This window comes from Cobetia sp. 5-25-4-2 (assembly GCF_013374075.1).
Lineage (GTDB): Bacteria > Pseudomonadota > Gammaproteobacteria > Pseudomonadales > Halomonadaceae > Cobetia > Cobetia marina.
In genome coordinates this window covers 15,210-32,368 of sequence record NZ_BLWK01000003.1, presented here as the reverse complement: position 1 = coordinate 32,368, position 17,159 = coordinate 15,210, and the positions used below count along the sequence as shown (strand labels likewise).

Annotated in this window: 14 protein-coding genes; 9 read left to right on the top strand and 5 right to left on the bottom strand. The window is 63.6% G+C overall.

The features are described from left to right. Nucleotides 1–33 precede the first annotated feature (33 nt). The 3 genes from pstC (at nt 34) to pstB (ending at nt 3,388) form a co-directional block, all read left to right on the top strand. Nucleotides 34–1,290, top strand: a complete 1,257-nt coding sequence (gene pstC / locus HXS65_RS07765) for a phosphate ABC transporter permease subunit PstC (protein ID WP_176493610.1) — start codon at nt 34–36, stop codon at nt 1,288–1,290. A 14-nt stretch (nt 1,291–1,304) separates the two neighbouring features. Next, nucleotides 1,305–2,471, top strand: coding sequence for a phosphate ABC transporter permease PstA (pstA, locus tag HXS65_RS07760; RefSeq protein WP_077379289.1), 1,167 nt, complete (start codon nt 1,305–1,307; stop codon nt 2,469–2,471). Nucleotides 2,472–2,584: 113 nt separating this feature from the next. Next, on the top strand, nt 2,585–3,388 hold the full coding sequence (gene pstB, locus HXS65_RS07755) for a phosphate ABC transporter ATP-binding protein PstB (protein ID WP_077379425.1): 804 nt from the start codon (nt 2,585–2,587) through the stop codon (nt 3,386–3,388). 139 nt (nt 3,389–3,527) lie between these two features. Here the strand turns inward: pstB and HXS65_RS07750 are convergent, their stop codons facing one another. Next, nucleotides 3,528–4,748, bottom strand: coding sequence for an acetyl-CoA C-acyltransferase (locus HXS65_RS07750; protein WP_084209289.1), 1,221 nt, complete (start codon nt 4,746–4,748; stop codon nt 3,528–3,530). A gap of 117 nt (nt 4,749–4,865) precedes the next feature. Between HXS65_RS07750 and HXS65_RS07745 the strand changes: the two genes are divergently transcribed. From HXS65_RS07745 to HXS65_RS07725, 5 genes are all read left to right on the top strand, one after another. After that, nucleotides 4,866–5,468 (top strand): TetR/AcrR family transcriptional regulator, encoded by a 603-nt coding sequence (locus HXS65_RS07745; RefSeq protein WP_054555392.1) that lies wholly within the window; start codon nt 4,866–4,868, stop codon nt 5,466–5,468. Nucleotides 5,469–5,753: 285 nt separating this feature from the next. Further along, a complete protein-coding gene (locus HXS65_RS07740; protein WP_141392257.1) occupies nt 5,754–7,412 on the top strand; it encodes an AMP-binding protein in 1,659 nt (552 codons plus the stop codon). A gap of 100 nt (nt 7,413–7,512) precedes the next feature. Next, on the top strand, nt 7,513–8,277 hold the full coding sequence (locus HXS65_RS07735; RefSeq protein ID WP_176493609.1) for an SDR family NAD(P)-dependent oxidoreductase: 765 nt from the start codon (nt 7,513–7,515) through the stop codon (nt 8,275–8,277). Between the two features lie 323 nt (nt 8,278–8,600). After that, on the top strand, nt 8,601–10,412 hold the full coding sequence (locus tag HXS65_RS07730) for an acyl-CoA dehydrogenase C-terminal domain-containing protein (protein WP_176493608.1): 1,812 nt from the start codon (nt 8,601–8,603) through the stop codon (nt 10,410–10,412). A gap of 376 nt (nt 10,413–10,788) precedes the next feature. After that, complete coding sequence (locus HXS65_RS07725) at nt 10,789–12,021, top strand: AI-2E family transporter (RefSeq protein WP_254696415.1); 1,233 nt, start codon at nt 10,789–10,791, stop codon at nt 12,019–12,021. Nucleotides 12,022–12,179: 158 nt separating this feature from the next. Here HXS65_RS07725 and trxA read toward each other — a convergent pair whose 3' ends face one another. Together trxA and HXS65_RS07715 are read right to left on the bottom strand one after the other, a co-directional pair. Then, nucleotides 12,180–12,503, bottom strand: coding sequence for a thioredoxin (gene trxA / locus HXS65_RS07720; RefSeq protein ID WP_043333971.1), 324 nt, complete (start codon nt 12,501–12,503; stop codon nt 12,180–12,182). 251 nt (nt 12,504–12,754) lie between these two features. Next, nucleotides 12,755–13,531: a sulfite exporter TauE/SafE family protein gene (locus tag HXS65_RS07715; protein ID WP_077379302.1), complete on the bottom strand. Its 777-nt coding sequence runs from the start codon at nt 13,529–13,531 to the stop codon at nt 12,755–12,757. A 176-nt stretch (nt 13,532–13,707) separates the two neighbouring features. Between HXS65_RS07715 and cysB the strand changes: the two genes are divergently transcribed. Continuing rightward, nucleotides 13,708–14,679 carry an HTH-type transcriptional regulator CysB gene (cysB, locus tag HXS65_RS07710; RefSeq protein WP_077379304.1) on the top strand — a complete coding sequence of 324 codons (972 nt, stop codon included), beginning with the start codon at nt 13,708–13,710 and terminating at the stop codon, nt 14,677–14,679. Nucleotides 14,680–14,791: 112 nt separating this feature from the next. Here the strand turns inward: cysB and HXS65_RS07705 are convergent, their stop codons facing one another. Both HXS65_RS07705 and pabB read right to left on the bottom strand, forming a co-directional pair. Continuing rightward, complete coding sequence (locus HXS65_RS07705) at nt 14,792–15,418, bottom strand: phosphoadenosine phosphosulfate reductase family protein (protein ID WP_077379306.1); 627 nt, start codon at nt 15,416–15,418, stop codon at nt 14,792–14,794. Nucleotides 15,419–15,633: 215 nt separating this feature from the next. Beyond that, the gene (pabB, locus tag HXS65_RS07700; protein ID WP_176493607.1) at nt 15,634–17,085 is read right to left on the bottom strand and encodes an aminodeoxychorismate synthase component I; all 1,452 of its coding nucleotides are present in this window, start codon (nt 17,083–17,085) and stop codon (nt 15,634–15,636) included. Between the last annotated feature and the right edge of the window lie 74 nt (nt 17,086–17,159).

Genomic DNA, 17,159 nt, shown 5'->3' with positions numbered 1-17,159 from the left:
CTTTGCGGATAACGCGACTCCGGGACTCGAAAGATGCAGACTCAGCAGATCTTTCTCTTCTTCATTGGCATCGTGGCGCTGTCTGGCCTGATTGCCTTCTTCGTCGGCCGAGGCAAGGCGCAGAAGGTGCGTGCCAGCGGGGCAGAGATGTACGCCCAGCCGGATCAATACGGTTGGTTCACCGCCATCTCCTGTGCCGGCCCGGCACTGCTGGTCGGACTGGCCGCCGTACTGGCGATCGCCACGGCCGGGGTATCCATCGAGGGCGCCGAGCTGCTGGCTGCCAGCCTCGTCGTCGCAGGTGTCGGCATGCTCATCGGTCTGGCGCTGGTGAAGCCTGATTTTCACGCGCGCAATGCGATCGAGACATTGATTCGTTATGTGCTGATCGGGGCGGCGATGATCTCCATCGTCACGACGTTCGGCATTCTGGCTTCCATCATCTTCGAAGCCATCCGCTTCTTCCAGATGGAAAGCTTCTGGACCTTCATCACCGGCACCACCTGGGACCCGGGCAACAGCTTCCAGCTGGCAGCCGGCCGTGGCGAGGGCGTCGAGAGCACCGCCAACTTCGGGGCGGTTCCGCTGTTCGCCGGTACCTTCATGATCACCCTGATCGCCATGCTGGTGGCCATTCCCATCGGCCTGCTGGCAGCGGTCTACATGTCGGAATTCGCCCCGGAGCGCGTGCGAACCGTGGCCAAGCCGGTGCTGGAAGTGCTCGCCGGCATCCCGACCGTCGTCTATGGCTTCTTCGCCGCCATCACCGTGGCACCGCTGATCGTCGACATCTTCTCGCCGCTGGGTATCGAGGCGTCCTACAACAATGCTCTGGCGCCGGGACTGGTCATGGGCATCATGATCATTCCCTTCATCTCCTCACTGTCGGATGACGTCATCACCTCCGTGCCGGACACCATGCGTCAGGGGTCTCTGGCGCTGGGCATGACCCAGGGCGAGACCATCCGCAATGTCATCCTGCCGGCCGCGCTGCCGGGCATCATCTCGGCGTCACTGCTGGCCGTGTCGCGTGCGCTGGGCGAGACGATGATCGTGGTGATGGCGGCGGGCATGCGTCCGAATCTGACCGCCAATCCGCTGGAAGACATGACCACCGTGACGGTGCGTATCGTTGCCGCGCTGACGGGAGACCAGGAATTCGCGAGTGCCGAGACATTGTCCGCCTTCGCGCTGGGTCTGGTGCTGTTCGTCGTCACCTTGCTGCTGAACATGGTCTCGGTGGTTCTCATCCGCCGCTTCCGTGAGAAGTACAGCGCCAACAATCTGTGAGGCCGAGACAAGACATGAGCCATTCCTTCGACGATATCTCGGCCCAGCTCAAGGGCCGTCATCGCCGCACTCAGCGCCTGAAGTACATGTCCATGGCGGCGCTGGCCCTGGCGGCAACCTTCCTGGTGGTGTTCATCGGCGACATGCTGATGCGCGGCTATCCGGCCTTCCAGCAGGCGGAGCTCAAGGTACCGGTCACCTACAGCGAGCAGTCACGCGAGATTCCGCTCGCGGCGGTGGAAGAGGATGTGCGTGAGCTGGTCAGCCGCGGCTGGCTGCGTCAGCTGCCACGCGAGATGAAGGCCAACCCGGAGCTGCTGGGCCAGACCCTCGAGACCTGGGTGATCGCGGACGACCGGGTGGATCAGTACCTCAAGGGCCATAAGGCGCATCTCAAGCCCAAGCAGATCGCCGTACTGGATCGCATGGTCGAGAACGGCACGGCCGAGCTCAAGTTCAACATCAACTTCTTCACCACCGGTGATTCCAAGATGCCGGAATATGCCGGTATCTGGTCGGCGGCGATGGGCACGATCCTGACGTTGCTGGTCACTCTGGCCTTCGCCTTCCCGGTCGGCGTGCTGACCGCGGTCTACCTGGAGGAGTTCGCGCCGGACAATCGCCTCACCCAGGCGATCGAGATCAACATCAACAATCTGGCGGCGGTGCCGTCGATCCTGTTCGGTCTGCTGGGCCTGGCGATCTTCATCAACTTCTTCGGCATGCCGCGCTCGTCCCCGCTGGTCGGTGGTCTGACGCTGGGGCTGATGACGCTGCCGGTGATCATCATCACCACCCGCTCCGCGTTGCGCAGCGTGCCGGACACCATTCGTCAGGCAGCCTTCGGCGTTGGCTGCTCGCGCTGGCAGGTCGTGCGGGATCACGTTCTGCCGCTGTCATTGCCGGGTATCCTGACGGGTTCCATCATCGGTCTGGCGCAGGCGATGGGGGAAACCGCTCCCTTGATCATCGTCGGCATGGTGGCCTTCATTCCGGATGCACCGACCTCCATCACCCAGGCGGCCACCGTGCTGCCGGCCCAGATCTTCACCTGGGCAGGTGAGCCGGAACAGGCCTACGTCGAGCGGACTGCGGCGGGCATCCTGGTGCTGCTGTCAGTGCTGATCTTCCTCAACGCCGCAGCCGTCATGCTGCGCAAGAAATTCGAGCGTCGCTGGTAGGTCGGTGGATCACGTCCCGCCGAGGCGGGACGCACGACATGACCAGACCCACGACTGAACAAGGAATACGAGACATGAACAGCACCGTCGCCACCCCCGCCAAGCCTGTCGCCATGGCACGCCCCGGCACACCGATCGTGACCAACGAAGAGGCCAATCATGAGCTGGCCATCCGTGTGGAAGACCTCAACCTGTGGTACGGCGAGAAGCAGGCGCTGAAGAACATCAACATCGACATCTTCCAGAAGAATGTCACCGCGTTGATCGGGCCGTCCGGGTGCGGCAAGTCGACCTTCCTGCGCTGCCTGAATCGCATGAATGACCTGATCCGCAGCGTGCGCATCGAGGGTCTGGTCGAGATGGACGGGCGTGACGTCAATGCCCGCAACATGGATGAAGTGGCATTGCGTCGCCGTGTCGGCATGGTGTTCCAGAAGCCGAACCCGTTCCCCAAGTCCATCTATGACAACATCGCCTATGCGCCGACCATGCATGATCTGGTCAGCCGTCGTGCCGACAAGGACGATCTGGTCGAGAGCGCGCTGCGTGATGCCGGCCTGTGGGAAGAGGTGAAGGACATTCTGGATCAGCCGGGTACCTCGCTGTCCGGTGGTCAGCAGCAGCGCCTGTGCATCGCGCGTGCGATCGCGGTCAAGCCGGACGTCATCCTGATGGATGAGCCGACCTCGGCGCTGGACCCGATTTCCACCGCGACAATCGAAGACCTGATGGACAAGCTGAAGACCCAGTTCTCCATCGTGACCGTGACCCACAACATGCAGCAGGCGGCGCGTGTCGCCGATTACACCGCCTTCTTCCACATGGGCGAGCTGATCGAGTACAACGACACCAAGACGATGTTCTCCAATCCGCACACCAAGAAGGCCGAGGACTACATCACCGGTCGCTACGGCTGAGGACTGGCGCCATCTCGGCGCGAATGGTTCCCGAAGATGGCAGAAGGCCCGGATCATGGATCCGGGCCTTCTGTCGTGTCTGGCGCTTGTCATGTCAGACGTGCTGGAACGCGAGGTTGGCTCAGCCCCCGTTCCCGGCTCAGCCTTCCAGCTCGACGGCGATCGCGGTGGCCTCACCGCCGCCGATGCACAGTGCCGCGATGCCGCGCTTCTTGCCGCGCCGTTCCAGCGCATTGATCAGGGTGACGATGATGCGTGATCCGGTGGAGCCCACCGGGTGACCCTGGGCGCAGGCTCCCCCGAAGACATTGACCTTGTCGTGCGGGATGTCGTGGGCATCCATCGCCAGCAGTGTCACCACGGCGAAGGCCTCGTTGATCTCGAACAGATCGACATCCTCGGTGGTCCACTCCAGTCGCTTCATCAGCGAATCGATGGCCCCGATGGGGGCCAGCGTGAATTCGCTGGGGTGCTGGGAGTGGGTGCTGTGACCGAGGATACGGGCCTTGACGGCCAGGCCACGACGCTCGGCCTCATCACGTCGGGTCAGCACCAGGGCCGAGGCACCGTCAGAGATGGAGCTGGCATTGGCGGCAGTGATGGTGCCGTCCTTGGCAAATACCGGACGCAGCGTGGGAATCTTGTCGAGGTTGGCCTGGAAGGGTTGTTCATCCTGCTCGACGAGACTCTCGCCCTTGCGACTCTTGACCGTCACCGGCGCGATTTCCGGGGCGATGTCGCCGGCCTCGGTGGCGGCCATGGCGCGCTTGAGTGATTCGATGGCGAAGTCATCCATGCGCTGACGATCGTAGCCACGCGCATCGGCCACTTCCTGGGCGAACACGCCCATCAGCTTGCCGGTCTCGGCGTCTTCCAGGCCATCGAAGAACATGTGGTCCTTCAGTTCTCCATGTCCGAGGCGATAGCCGCCGCGTGCCTGGGTGAGCAGGTGCGGGGCATTGGACATCGATTCCATGCCACCCGCCAGCATGATGCGGTTGGTGCCGGCACGGATCAGGTCGTGCGCGAGCATGGTAGCTTTCATGCCGGAACCGCACAGCTTGTTGATGGTGGTCGCGCCGATGTTGTCCGGGACTCCGGCCTGGCGCATGGCCTGACGTGCCGGGCCTTGCTTGACGCCTGCCGGCAGTACGCAGCCGAAGATGCCCTCATCGATATCGGCGGGTGTCAGGCCTGAGCGTTCGATGGCGGCCTTGATGGCCACGGCGGCGAGCTGCGGTGCGCTGAGGCTGGAAAGCGAGCCCTGCAATCCGCCCATCGGCGTGCGCGCCCCGGACAGGATCACGATGTCGTCAGCGGCGGTGGTGGGGCTTGGCGTGGTGCGGGAAGCGGTCGTCATGACGGTCTCCAGTGTCTTGTTATTGGAAGATCACCTGTGGCGTTCGGCGTTGTGATCACTGCGTGGCTGTGCTTTGATCCATTCAATCCCATAAACCAAGCAAGCGCTAGTTATACGATGAATGTAGCCACCGCCTCACCCCGTCGCAAGGAGCTGGTCCGTATCGCTGCCCGTCTGTTCGTGGAGGAGGGCTTCGATCGCACCACCGTTCGCATGTTGGCCCAGGAAATGGGCATCAAGTCCGGCAGCCTGTTCCATCACTTCGCTGACAAGCAGGAAATCCTGTGCGCGGTGATCGAGGAGGGCATGTTCAGCGCACTGGCCATCGCGCGTGAGCATCTCGCGCGGCTGGAAGCCGGCTCAGCCCCCGCATCACGGCATCAGCAGGCGCGAGAGCGCTTGCTGGCATTGGCGCGGGCGCATCTGGAAACCCTGCTGACGGACCGCAATGCGCATGTCGTGGCGCTCTACGAATGGCGTCGCCTCGAGCAAGCCTCGCGGGAGCATCTCGTGCATCTGCGTGACGAGTATGAAGCCCTGTGGCGCGACGCCATCGAGGCGGCCGTCGCCGCGGGACTGCTCAAGGGAGACGCTCTGCTTCTGCGCCAGTTCATGCTGGGGGCGCTCAACTGGAGCGTACGCTGGTACCGTCCCGAGGGTGAGCGTTCCCCGGATGAGCTGGCCGAGGCGCTGGTCGACAGCCTGTGTCGTCTTCCCTGAGCGAGCGTCCGTTACCCGGCGTCTGCTACACAGCGTCCGTTACACGGCGTCTGCAACTTTCGGCCAGTCGAGCGCCACAATGCTTGCCGCACGACAGGCTTGTCGCTAACTTGACGTTTACGTTAACTGTAGATGACTGACGCCCAGCCATCTCGATCCGCCCCGGAGCGCCACTCAGGAGCCAGTCACGCCATGACGCCAAGCGATACAACAACAAACCGCACGTCACGCGCCGCCTCTGCTGCATATGTCGCTACATCTGACGAACCTGCGAATTCATCCGCCATGCAACCGGCTGCCAGCCAGACGCTGAGCGAGTATCTGGAACATTTCGACATCGACGCGTTGCGCGATGAACTCCTGACGTCCTCCGGGCAAGGGCACATGGGCAATGCCTTTGACGCCTGCATCGGTCGGCACCTGCGCGCCGGGCAGGGCGAGCGCATCGCTCTGGTCCACGAGGATGAGCATGGCAAGGTACGCACGCTCAGCTACGCCGAACTGGATCTCGAGAGTGCTCGGATGGCCACGGCGCTGGCTGCGCAGGGCGTCGGACCCGGCGAGCGCGTGGCCTGCATGCTGTCGCGTACGCCTGAGCTTCTGATCGCGCTGGCCGCCACCTGGCGATTGGGCGCCATCTATCAGCCGCTGTTCACGGCCTTCGGAACGGATGCGCTCGCCTACCGTCTGTCGCGCGCCGAGACCAGTGTCGTGATTACCGAGTCCGGTCAGCGTGCCAAGTTCAGGGCGCTTGCGAGCCATCCACCGATCATCTGCGTGCGCGGGGAGGGGGAGGCACTGGATGAGGGGGATCTGGACTGGCAGGCCCTGATGCAAAGCGAGCCCCTGGCGCAACCGCCCGTACAATTGCCGAGTGATGCGCCCTTCCTGCAGATGTTCACCTCCGGCACGGTCGGCAAGCCCAAGGGGGTGGCGGTGGCACTGAATGCGCTGCCGGCCTTCTGGCTCTATCAGCGGCTGGCAGTGGATCTGCGCCCCGGCGAGCGCTTCTGGAACATGGCCGACCCCGGCTGGGCCTACGGGCTTTACTACGGGATCACGGCACCTCTGTTGCTGGGTGCCACCACCTACTTCATGCAAGCTCCCTTCAGCGCGCAGGGCGGGCTGGACTTCCTGCAGCGCCACGCCATCGACAACTTCGCGGCGGCGCCCACGGCCTATCGGATGCTCAAGGCCTCCGGGCTCGGGGAGGGGGCCTTCGAGCGCCTGACGCTGCGCGTGGCGAGCTCGGCCGGCGAGCCGCTCAATACCGAGGTGGTGGGCTGGGTCTCCCGTGAGCTTGGCTGCACGGTGATGGATCACTACGGTCAGACCGAAGTCGGCATGGTCTGCTGCAATCATCATGCTCTGGCGCATGAGGTGGTCATCGGCAGCGTCGGCTTTCCCTTGCCCGGCTATCGCCTGGCCGTGCTGGACGCCGAATATCGGGAGCTTGCGCCCGGTGAACCGGGCGTGCTGGCGGTGGATATCGCCAATTCCCCCGCCTATTTCTTCTCCGGCTATACCTGGCAGGAGAAACAGCCCTGTGTCGAAGGCTATTACCTGACCGGGGATGTAGTCGTCGCGGAGCCTGATGGTCGCTTCACCTTCGCCGGCCGTGACGACGACATCATCACCACCTCGGGTTATCGGGTCGGCCCGGCGGATGTCGAGAACGCCATCCTTGCCCATCCCGCCGTCGCGGAATCCGCGGCGGTCGGTAAGCCGGATGACCTGCGCGGCGAGATCATCAAGGCCTACGTGGTGCTGCGCGACGGACATGTCGGGGATGAAGCCCTCGCCGAGGCAATACGCAGCGAAGTACGCCAGCGGCTATCAGGCCACAGCTATCCCCGCGAGATCAGCTTCGTGGACCACCTGCCCAAGACACCCTCGGGCAAGATCCAGCGATTCCTGCTGCGCGCCGAAGCTCGCGAGGAGTGAGACCCGCGGCTGCCGCTTCGCCCCTTGCGGGCTGCCGCAGGATGATCGTCATTGAACGACCCGGCAGCGGATGCGCCGGGTGCCATCTGGAGAGTCATGCATGAAGATTGCCGAGCACTGCTTCCTGATCACGGGTGCCGCCTCCGGCCTGGGGGCTGCCACAGCGGACCGTCTGGTGGCCGCCGGTGGACGCGTCGTACTGGCTGACATCTCCGAGGCCGTACGCGAGCATGCCGTGGCACTCGGTGCGTCGGCACGCTTCTGCCATTGCGATATCACCGATTCCGCGAGCGTGAGCGCGGCGCTGGATGTCGCCGAGCAGAGCTTCGGAGCCCTTCATGGCGTAATCCACTGCGCGGGCGTGGTGAGCGTCGCCAAGCTGGTGGATCGCGAGGGGGAACCGGCGCCGCTGGAAGGGTTCGAGAAGACCCTGGCCATCAATCTGAGCGGTACCTTCAACGTGGCGCGTCTCGCGGCGGCCCGCATGGCGCGCAATGTGGCCGAGGGGGAAGACGGAGAGCGCGGCATCATTCTCAATACCGCTTCGGTCGCGGCCTTCGATGGTCAGATAGGGCAATGTGCTTACAGTGCTTCCAAGGCCGGGGTGGCAGGCATGACCCTGCCGATGGCGCGCGAACTGGCGCGTCACGGCATTCGCGTGATGGCGATTGCCCCTGGCGTGTTCGAGACACCGATGATGGCAGGCATTCCGGAGCCTGCTCGCGAGGCGCTGTGCGAGGCCGTTCCGTTTCCCAAGCGCCTGGGGCGGCCCGATGAATTCGCTCGCCTGGCCGAACACATCATCACCAACGGCATGCTCAATGGGGAAGTGATCCGTCTCGACGGCAGCATCCGCATGGCCTGAGCCTGCCGTCTCGCGATCACGCACGACGACCTGAAAGCAAGAAATCTCTGGGGGAGATATTGCTCGACCACATGAGTGGTCGGGCTTTTTTGTGTCCGCGTGCCACCAATGTCTCACGGCCACGATCAAACGATCGCTTGACTGACGATCGGGGTGGCGCTAATTTCAAACGAATGTTTGATAGTGGTCGGGTCGATCCCGCGAAAGGATCCCGCTGCCACGCCCCCATTCATGTGCATAGCCACCATTTCCCGCTTTCAGATGCTCGGAAGTGGCTGTGTCAGGTCATCGCCGCCGCGTCGCGACGGCACAAGGAGTACAGCATGTCCGACTATCAGGCGCCCTTGCGCGATATTCGCTTCGTGATGAATGAGCTGCTCGACTACCCCGCGCATTACGCCCGCCTGCCGGGTGGCGAAGATGCCAGTGATGACATCGTCAGCGCGATTCTCGAGGAAGGGGCACGCTTTGCCAACGAGGTGCTGACGCCGCTCAACCAGTCGGGCGATCTCGAGGGCTGTACCTTCGAGGGGGGAGAGGTGAAGGCGCCGCGTGGCTTCAAGGCCGCCTATCAGCAGTATGTCGAGGGCGGTTGGCCGAGTCTGGCAGCCTCACCGGAGCACGGTGGCCAGGGCCTGCCGCCGTCTCTGGCGATGATGCTCTCGGAAATGGTCGCCTCCGCCAACCTCTCGTGGGGCATGTATCCGGGGTTGTCACATGGCGCGATGAACGCCCTTGAGCACCATGGCAGCGAGGTGCTCAAGCAGACCTATCTGACCAAGCTGGTCGAAGGCCGCTGGACCGGCACCATGTGCCTGACCGAACCGCACTGTGGCACGGATCTGGGGCTGATCAAGACCCGCGCCGTGCCACTGGATGACGCCGATGGCAGCAAGGGGTACGCCATCAGCGGTACCAAGATCTTCATCTCCGCCGGTGAACACGATCTCTCGGAGAACATCGTGCATCTGGTGCTGGCCAAGTTGCCGGACGCGCCGGAAGGCTCACGCGGCATCTCGCTGTTCGTGGTGCCGAAGTTCCTGCCGGATGCCAGTGGCGAGGCCGGAGAGCGCAACGGTGTCAGCTGTGGCTCCATCGAGCACAAGATGGGCATTCACGGCAACGCGACCTGCGTGATGAACTTCGACTCCGCCACAGGTTTCTTGGTCGGCCCGCCGCACAAGGGGCTGGCCTGCATGTTCACCATGATGAATGCCGCGCGGCTTGGCGTGGGCATCCAGGGCGTGGCGCTGGCCGAGGCCAGCTTCCAGAATGCGCTGAGCTATGCGCGGGACCGTCTGCAGATGCGAGCTCTCTCGGGGACCAAGGCACCGGAGAAGGCAGCCGACCCGATCATCGTGCACCCGGACGTACGGCGCATGCTGCTGACCCAGAAGGCCATCGCCGAGGGCGGACGAATGCTGGTGATGTACGCCGCCCAGCTCAATGATCTTGTCGAGAATGCGCCGGACAGCGCAGAGAAGACTCGTGCCGACACGCTGTTGGGCCTGCTGACGCCCATCGTCAAGGCCTTCCTGACCGAGACCGGCTTCGAGGCGACCAACCATGGGGTGCAGGTGTTCGGTGGCCACGGCTTCATCCAGGAGTGGGGCATGGAGCAGTTCGTGCGCGATGCCCGCATCACGCTGCTCTATGAAGGCACCACCGGTATCCAGGCGCTGGACCTGCTGGGACGCAAGATCCTGATGAGCCAGGGCGAGTCGCTCAAGGTCTTCACCAAGGAGATCCACAAGTTCTGTCAGGCCAGCGAAGGCAGCGAATTTGCCTCGCCACTTGCGGAGCTCAACCGCGAATGGGGTGAGCTGACCATGGCGGTCGGCATGGGGGCGATGCAGGACCGCGAGGCGGTCGGTGCTGCCAGTGTCGATTATCTGATGTATGCCGGTTACGTCACGCTGGGCTACCTGTGGGCGCGTGCCGGTGAGACCGCCAGGGCAGCGCTGGCATCTGGCACGGGAGACGCGACCTTCTACCAGGCCAAGCTGGATACCGCACGCTTCTACTTCCAGCGCATCCTGCCGCGTACCCAGGGGCACGCCGCGATGATTCGTGCCGGCGGCGAGACGCTGATGGCACCTGCGGTGGAGGGCTTCGGCAGCGGGTTCGAGATCTGATCTCACGTCCACACGCTGAATTCGGTCTGTTTGTCAGGCAATCATGTGCCTCCAGTCAGTGCGCTCTGACTCGGATTTCTCGGGGAGACTTCGGTCTCCCCTTTTTTGTGGCGGGTCATTCATGCACGGGGTCGCGCCGGTCTGCAGAACATTCTCTTCTCTTTGTGTCCCGCGCTTGGCTTGTGACGGTCAGACGCCCAAGATAGTCGCAGTGACAGCCTGTCCCGCCCAGTGCGCGGGAGATGACATGCGGGACTCAATTTGCAGTAACTGACAGGATAGGTGGCGCAGGATGCAGGCTAACGATACCCCTGAAGAGGCCGCGCAGGAGTCAGGGCGGTCCTCCCGCTCTGAGCAGGCCTCATCGAGGCCCGAAGTGCCGAGCAGTGAGGGCGGCGACGACGCGCATGACATGATGGTGGGTGAGCCTAGCGGTGTCAGCGAGGGCACTTCCGCCGAGGAGGCCGTGGCACGCATGCAGGTGCCGCGAGACGAGCGTCAGCAGGAAGCGCTGGAGCTTTCCGGGCGTTCTCGCCATGTCCCCAAGGTCCGCAAGGCACTGGAGATCCATCCGCTGTTGGTCGGCATGGCCGCGCTGGTGGTGATCATCGGTGGCCTCAAGATGGCGGCAGACCTGGTGGTCCCCCTGCTGATGGCGGTGTTTGTCGCGGCGGTCTGCGATGCGCCGGTGCGCTGGCTGGCCCGACACGGCATCGGCCAGCGTTTCGGGGTGCCCATCGTCATCCTGACGGTCTGCATCCTGTTTTCCTCGCTGGCGGCCTTGCTGGTCTCACGCTTCACCCTGTTCAGCGATGAGATGCCCAAGCTGGAGGAAAGTCTGCGGGAGCAGTATCAGAGCATGCTGGAATGGCTGGCAGGCCACGGCGTCTCCATCGCGCCGGCGCGCTTCAGTGAGCTGGTGGATCCGGCATCGCTGACGCAATGGGTGCCCAACCTGCTCACCGGGCTGGGCGGTCTGCTGTCTTCCAGTGTCATCATCGTGCTGACGGCCACCTTCCTGTTGTACGAAGCCCTGTCGCTGCGCGACAAGCTGATCACCACTCTGCGCAGCCCGCATGTCAGCCTGCGCCGCTTTACGCTGTTCTCGTTGACGCTGCGACGTTATCTGGCGGTCAAGACGTTGATCAGTCTGGTGACCGGTGCGCTGGTCGGCATCAGCTGTCTGGCACTGGATGTGGAGTTCGCCTTCCTGTGGGCCACGCTGGCCTTCTGCCTCAACTACATTCCCAACATCGGGTCGGCGCTGGCCGCGGTGCCGGCAGTATTGCTGACGCTGGTGATGCCGGAGGGTGGGGCGGTCAAGGCGTTGATGCTGGGCGGCTGCTACCTGGCGATCAATTTCATTCTCGGCAACATGATCGAGCCGCGCGTGATGGGGCGGACGCTGGGGCTGTCGACACTGGCCGCCTTCCTGTCACTGGTGGTGTGGGGCTGGGTGTTCGGCCCGGTGGGGATGCTGTTGTCGGTGCCGATCACCATGACGCTCAAGATCGCTTTCGACTCGCACCCGGGCACGCGCTGGGCGGCACGCCTGCTGGGACCCTCCGCCAGACGCATTCGACGTCGCCGACGCATGGCGGAGGAATAGCGCGTCGGCAAGGCGTGTCTTCGCGGGCTCGATGAGCCCGCGCCCCCTGAATGCAGAAGGGAATGCAGAAGGCCCCGTCACGTTGAGCGTGACGGGGCCTTCAGGTGTTTATCTCGTGCCTGGTGACTGCCGGGGCAGCCACCTTCGAGCGGACCGGTTTAGAGGTTCTGCTCGATGAACTGGCTCAGTTGTCCCTTGGACTGGGCACCGACCAGCGAGGCGACCTTGGCGCCGGACTTGAACAGGATCACGGTCGGCACGCCACGCACGCCTTGCTCGGCGGCGATTTCCGGTGCGTCATCGACATTGACGTTGACGATCTTCAGGCCTTCGCCCTTCTCGTTGGCGACTTCCTCGACGACCGGCGCCATCATCTTGCACGGGCCACACCAGGGCGCCCAGAACTTCAGCAGTACCGGGGCTTCAGCGTTGAGAACTTCCTGTTCGAAGTTGGCGCCGGTGACATCGACGTGATTGGACATCTTGTTTCTCCAGGGGATTCGTTTCGCTGTCTGCGGCATTGCCGGACATGCAGGCTGCGTCCGATGGTAGCGCCACTTTCCATCACTGACAAATGGGCATTGTCCATCGACTCAATAGCACGGGGTTATGATCGTTGGTATTTTTATAGCTGTTTTATTGGTTGGAGGGAATAGCCACGCAGCAGGCAATCACGATTGCCTGCTGCGACATTGGTCTGGATTACGCGTGCAGCAGCAAAGGAAGGGCGGGGTCAGAAGAAGGCGTAGCGGATGCCAAGCCCCAGCAGCAGGGTGGTGAGCAGCCCCTGCAACAGGCTGCCGGGCATGTGGCGCGTCAGGCGTGCGCCAAGGCTGATGGCAGGCAGGGAGCCGACCAGCAATGCGCCGAGCAGCAGGAAATCGACATTGCCCAGCCATAGATGCCCCAGGCCTGCGACCAGTGTCAGTGGCACGGCGTGGGCGATATCGGTGCCGACGATGCGTGCGGTACTCAGAAGCGGGAACAGCATGATCAGCACGGCCGCCCCGAAGGCACCGGCGCCGACGGAGGACAGGGTGACGCATACGCCCAGCACGATGCCCGACAGCACGGTCAGCGGTGCCGCATGCCGCACGATGAAGCTTTCCGGACTGATCAGGCCCAACAGACGTTTCTTGAACAGCAGCACGCCGGCGGTGAGGATCAACATCACGCCCAGCATGCCCTTGATCAGGCCTGCGTAGGCGGTGGGGTCCGTGAAGAAGGCATGCAGCACGCCGATGGTCACCAGCGCGGCGGGGATGGAGCCCAGGGCCAGGCGACGGGTGATGGTCCAGTCCACATGCCCCTGGCGATGGTGCGCGAAGGCACCGCCGGCCTTGGTGATGGCGGCGTAAAGCAGATCGGTACCGACCGCGACATGCGGCGGAAAGCCGAACATCAATAGCAGCGGTGTCATCAGTGAGCCACCGCCCACGCCGGTGACACCGACCGCAAAGCCCACTCCGGCGCCTGCCAGTACGTATAGCAGCAGCTGTGTGACATCCATCCCTTGTCTACCCCTTGTCAGGTTACTGCCGTCAATCTACTCTTGACTGTATATTCCCGAAAGGAATCATTGTTCATGATTTTATCGCCCGATCATCTTAGCAGGGTGAACGGCCATGTCCGGGCCACTGTCGCGCTCTCCCGCGTCGACGGGGCTTCTCAGGAGAGTGAAGTCGCATGAAACTCCAGCAGTTGCGTTACATCTGGGAAGTGACCCGACACAATCTGAACGTGTCAGCGACCGCTCAGAGCCTCTATACCTCACAGCCGGGGATCTCCAAGCAGATTCGTCTGCTGGAGGATGAGCTGGGCGTCGAGATCTTCGCGCGCAGTGGCAAGCATCTGACGCGGGTGACGCCGGCGGGTGAGTCGATCGTCGAGCTGGCAAGCCAGGTGCTGCGCACGGTGGAGAACATCAAGCATGTCGCGCAGGAGCACAGCGATGATCGCCGTGGCAGTCTGGCGATCGCCACCACCCACACCCAGGCACGCTATGCCCTGCCGCCGGTGATCGCCGATTTCACGCGCAAGTACCCGGATGTCGCGTTGCACATGCAGCAGGGCACCCCGAAGCAGATCGCCAACATGGTCAGTGAGGGGCAGGCCGATTTCGCCATCTGCACCGAGTCGCTGGAGCTGTTCAACGACCTCATCCTGCTGCCGTGCTACCGCTGGAATCGCTGCGTGCTGGTGCCGAAGGATCACCCGCTGGCCAATGGCGAGGAGCTGACCCTCGAGACACTGGCCAGCTATGCGCTGGTCACCTACACCTATGGCTTCACCGGGCGCAGTCAGCTGGATGATGCCTTCAAGTCACATGGCCTGGCGCCCAATGTCGTGCTGACCGCCTCGGATGCCGATGTCATCAAGACCTATGTGCGCCTGGGCATGGGCATCGGCATCGTCGCGCACATGGCGGTGGACGAGGTGGCGGACGAGGACCTGGTGGCGCTGGATGCGACGCATCTCTTCGACAGCTCGACGACCAAGATCGGCATTCGTCGCGGCACCTTCATGCGCAGCTACATGTTCGAATTCGTCGAACGCTTCGCGCCGCACCTGACACGCGATCGTGTCGAGGCGGCACTGGCCGCCGGCCCGCGTCATGAGCACGAGATCTTCCACGATATCGAGCTGCCGGTGCGCTGAGTGCCGGTGGGCTGAGTGCCGGTGGGCTGAGTGCCGCTCGCCTGACCTGCCATTGCGCAAATGAAAACGCCCGCCTCCTGAGAGGCGGGCGTTTTGCGTGTGGCCGACAGGATCAATGCGCCAGGTGCAGGCCACACTCACGGTTGTCTTCCGCCTTGGTCGGGTCGACGTAGTCGAACTCGTTGGGCAGGTCGTGGGCGACCAGATACTCGTGCATCTGCTTGGAGGACCAGTGGAGCACCGGTGCGACCTTGATCAGGCCATCGCCGTTCAGCGAGACCGGCTGCATGCCGGCACGGAAGGCGGTGTCACTGGCGCGCACGGCGGTGAACCACATCTCGGGGTTCAGCTCACGCAGGGCACGCTCGAAGGGCTCGAGCTTCACTTCACGGGTGAAGGCCTCGTGGCGCGGGTCATCGATATGCGGCGTGAGGCCATCGACGGCTTCACGGTGCGCGCGGGTACGCTGCGGCAGATAGATGATGCGATTCAGATTCAGCTTGCGCGTCACCTCATCGGCGAAACGATAGGTGGCATCGGTGTTGTAGCCGTTGTCCATCCACACGATGGGGATGTCAGGACGGAAGCGCGTCACCATGTGCAGGATCACCGCCTCGAAGGGGCGGAAGTTGGTGGTGCAGATGGCGTGCTTGTCCAGCGACAGGGCCCAGCGAGTCAGGGCTTCGGGGTCGTTGCCGAATTCGGCATTGATGCGGGCGAGATCGAAGGTATCGGACATGAGGAGTCTCCAGAACGAGGGCACGTCCGATGGAGCGGGGCGCAGGGCTGATCAATGGCCAGGAAAAGCCATCAGCAGAGGCGGGTAGCGCTCAAGGAGACGTGCAGGAATGCGCCTACCCTATCAAAGGCGGGCACTGCTTCCCCAATACGAATTCGTTCGATCGTTATATGCCATCGAGTTATGGCGCTCATGACGGCTTATAACGCCGCCTGTCAGCCGAGCGCTTCCATCAGTCGCTGGATCTTGGCCAGGCTTTCGCGGTATTCGGCCTCTTCCTCGGAATCGGCGACCAGGCCGCCGCCGCCCCACAGGTGCACCTGGCCCTCGGCGATCACCGCCGTGCGGATCGCGATGGAGGTATCCATGTGCCCGCGGATGTCCAGGTAGCCGAGGCTGCCGCAATAGGCGCTGCGGCGAACCGGCTCCAGCTCCTCGATGATCTGCATGGCGCGTATCTTGGGCGCGCCGGTGATGGAGCCACCGGGGAAGGCGGCGCCGAGCAGATCCAGCGCATCGCGCCCTTCCTCCAGCGTGCTGGTGATGGTGCTGACGGAATGGTGCACGTTGGCGTAGCTCTCCAGCGCGCACAGCGATGGCACCTTGACGCTGCCGGGCGCGGAGACACGCCCCAGATCATTGCGCAGCAGGTCGACGATCATCACGTTCTCGGCGCGGTCCTTGGGACTGGCCAGCAGCTCGGCGGCCAGTCGGGCGTCCTCTTCTGGTGTCGCGCCACGTGCGCGGGTGCCCTTGATCGGCTTGGTCTCGACCGCGCGGTGATTGACCTCGACGAAGCGCTCCGGCGAGACGGAGACGATGGCCATCTCCTCGCCCTTGGCGTCCTGCCAGCTCAGATAACCCGCATAGGGCGTCGGCGTGGCCTGACGCAGGCGCAGGTAGGCATCCCAGCTGTCGCCACTGCAGTCGGCGGAGAAGCGCTGGGTCAGGTTGATCTGGTAGCAGTCACCAGCGTGCAGATACTCCATCACCTGGCGGAAGCGTTCGCCGTAGCCCGCGCGATCCAGCAGCGGCGCGAAGGGGGTGTCGAGGGCGAAGTCGGCGCGGCTCGGCGCCGGTTGCTCCAGCCACTCAAGCACCTGCCTGCGCCGTTGGGGCGAGGCGATCAGCCAGCTCTGCTGACGCTGATGATCACTGATCAATGCCCAGTCGTAGAGACCGAGCCGCGACCAGGGCAGGGCGATGTCGTCCTCGGCCGTGGCGGGCAATGTCTCGAGTGCGCGCCCGAAGTCATAGCTCCAGTAACCCAGCAGACCAGCGATGAACGGCAGGTCCTCGGCGCTCAGATCATGCTGGGCGAGCTCTTCGCCTGCCAGCGTCTGCGGCAGCAGGGTCAACAGCTGGCGCTGGGCCTCGATCACCGGCAGGCGGGCGAGGCGCTCCAATGCTTCACTGAACTGGCTCAGGTCACGCATCGTCTCCGGCAGTGGGCCGGTGAGCTTGCCGCCATGCGCGCCTTGCTCCAGCACGGCCAGCGGGTCGCTGCTGATGATATCGAAGCGACCGCCGGCCAGTGAAGGCTGGCCGCTGTCGAGCAGCACGGCGTCGGGGCGCGTACGCAGGCGTGCGAAGCGCGACAGTGTGGAGGCCTCGTCCTCGGCGGCGAGGGCGTAGGGCAGGGCAGTGATTTCGAGCGAGATGGTCATGACAGCTTCCGTTGGCGGACAGGGCATTCTAGGCATCCAGACGCGTTTTGTCCGCCCATGCGTGCGGATTCCGA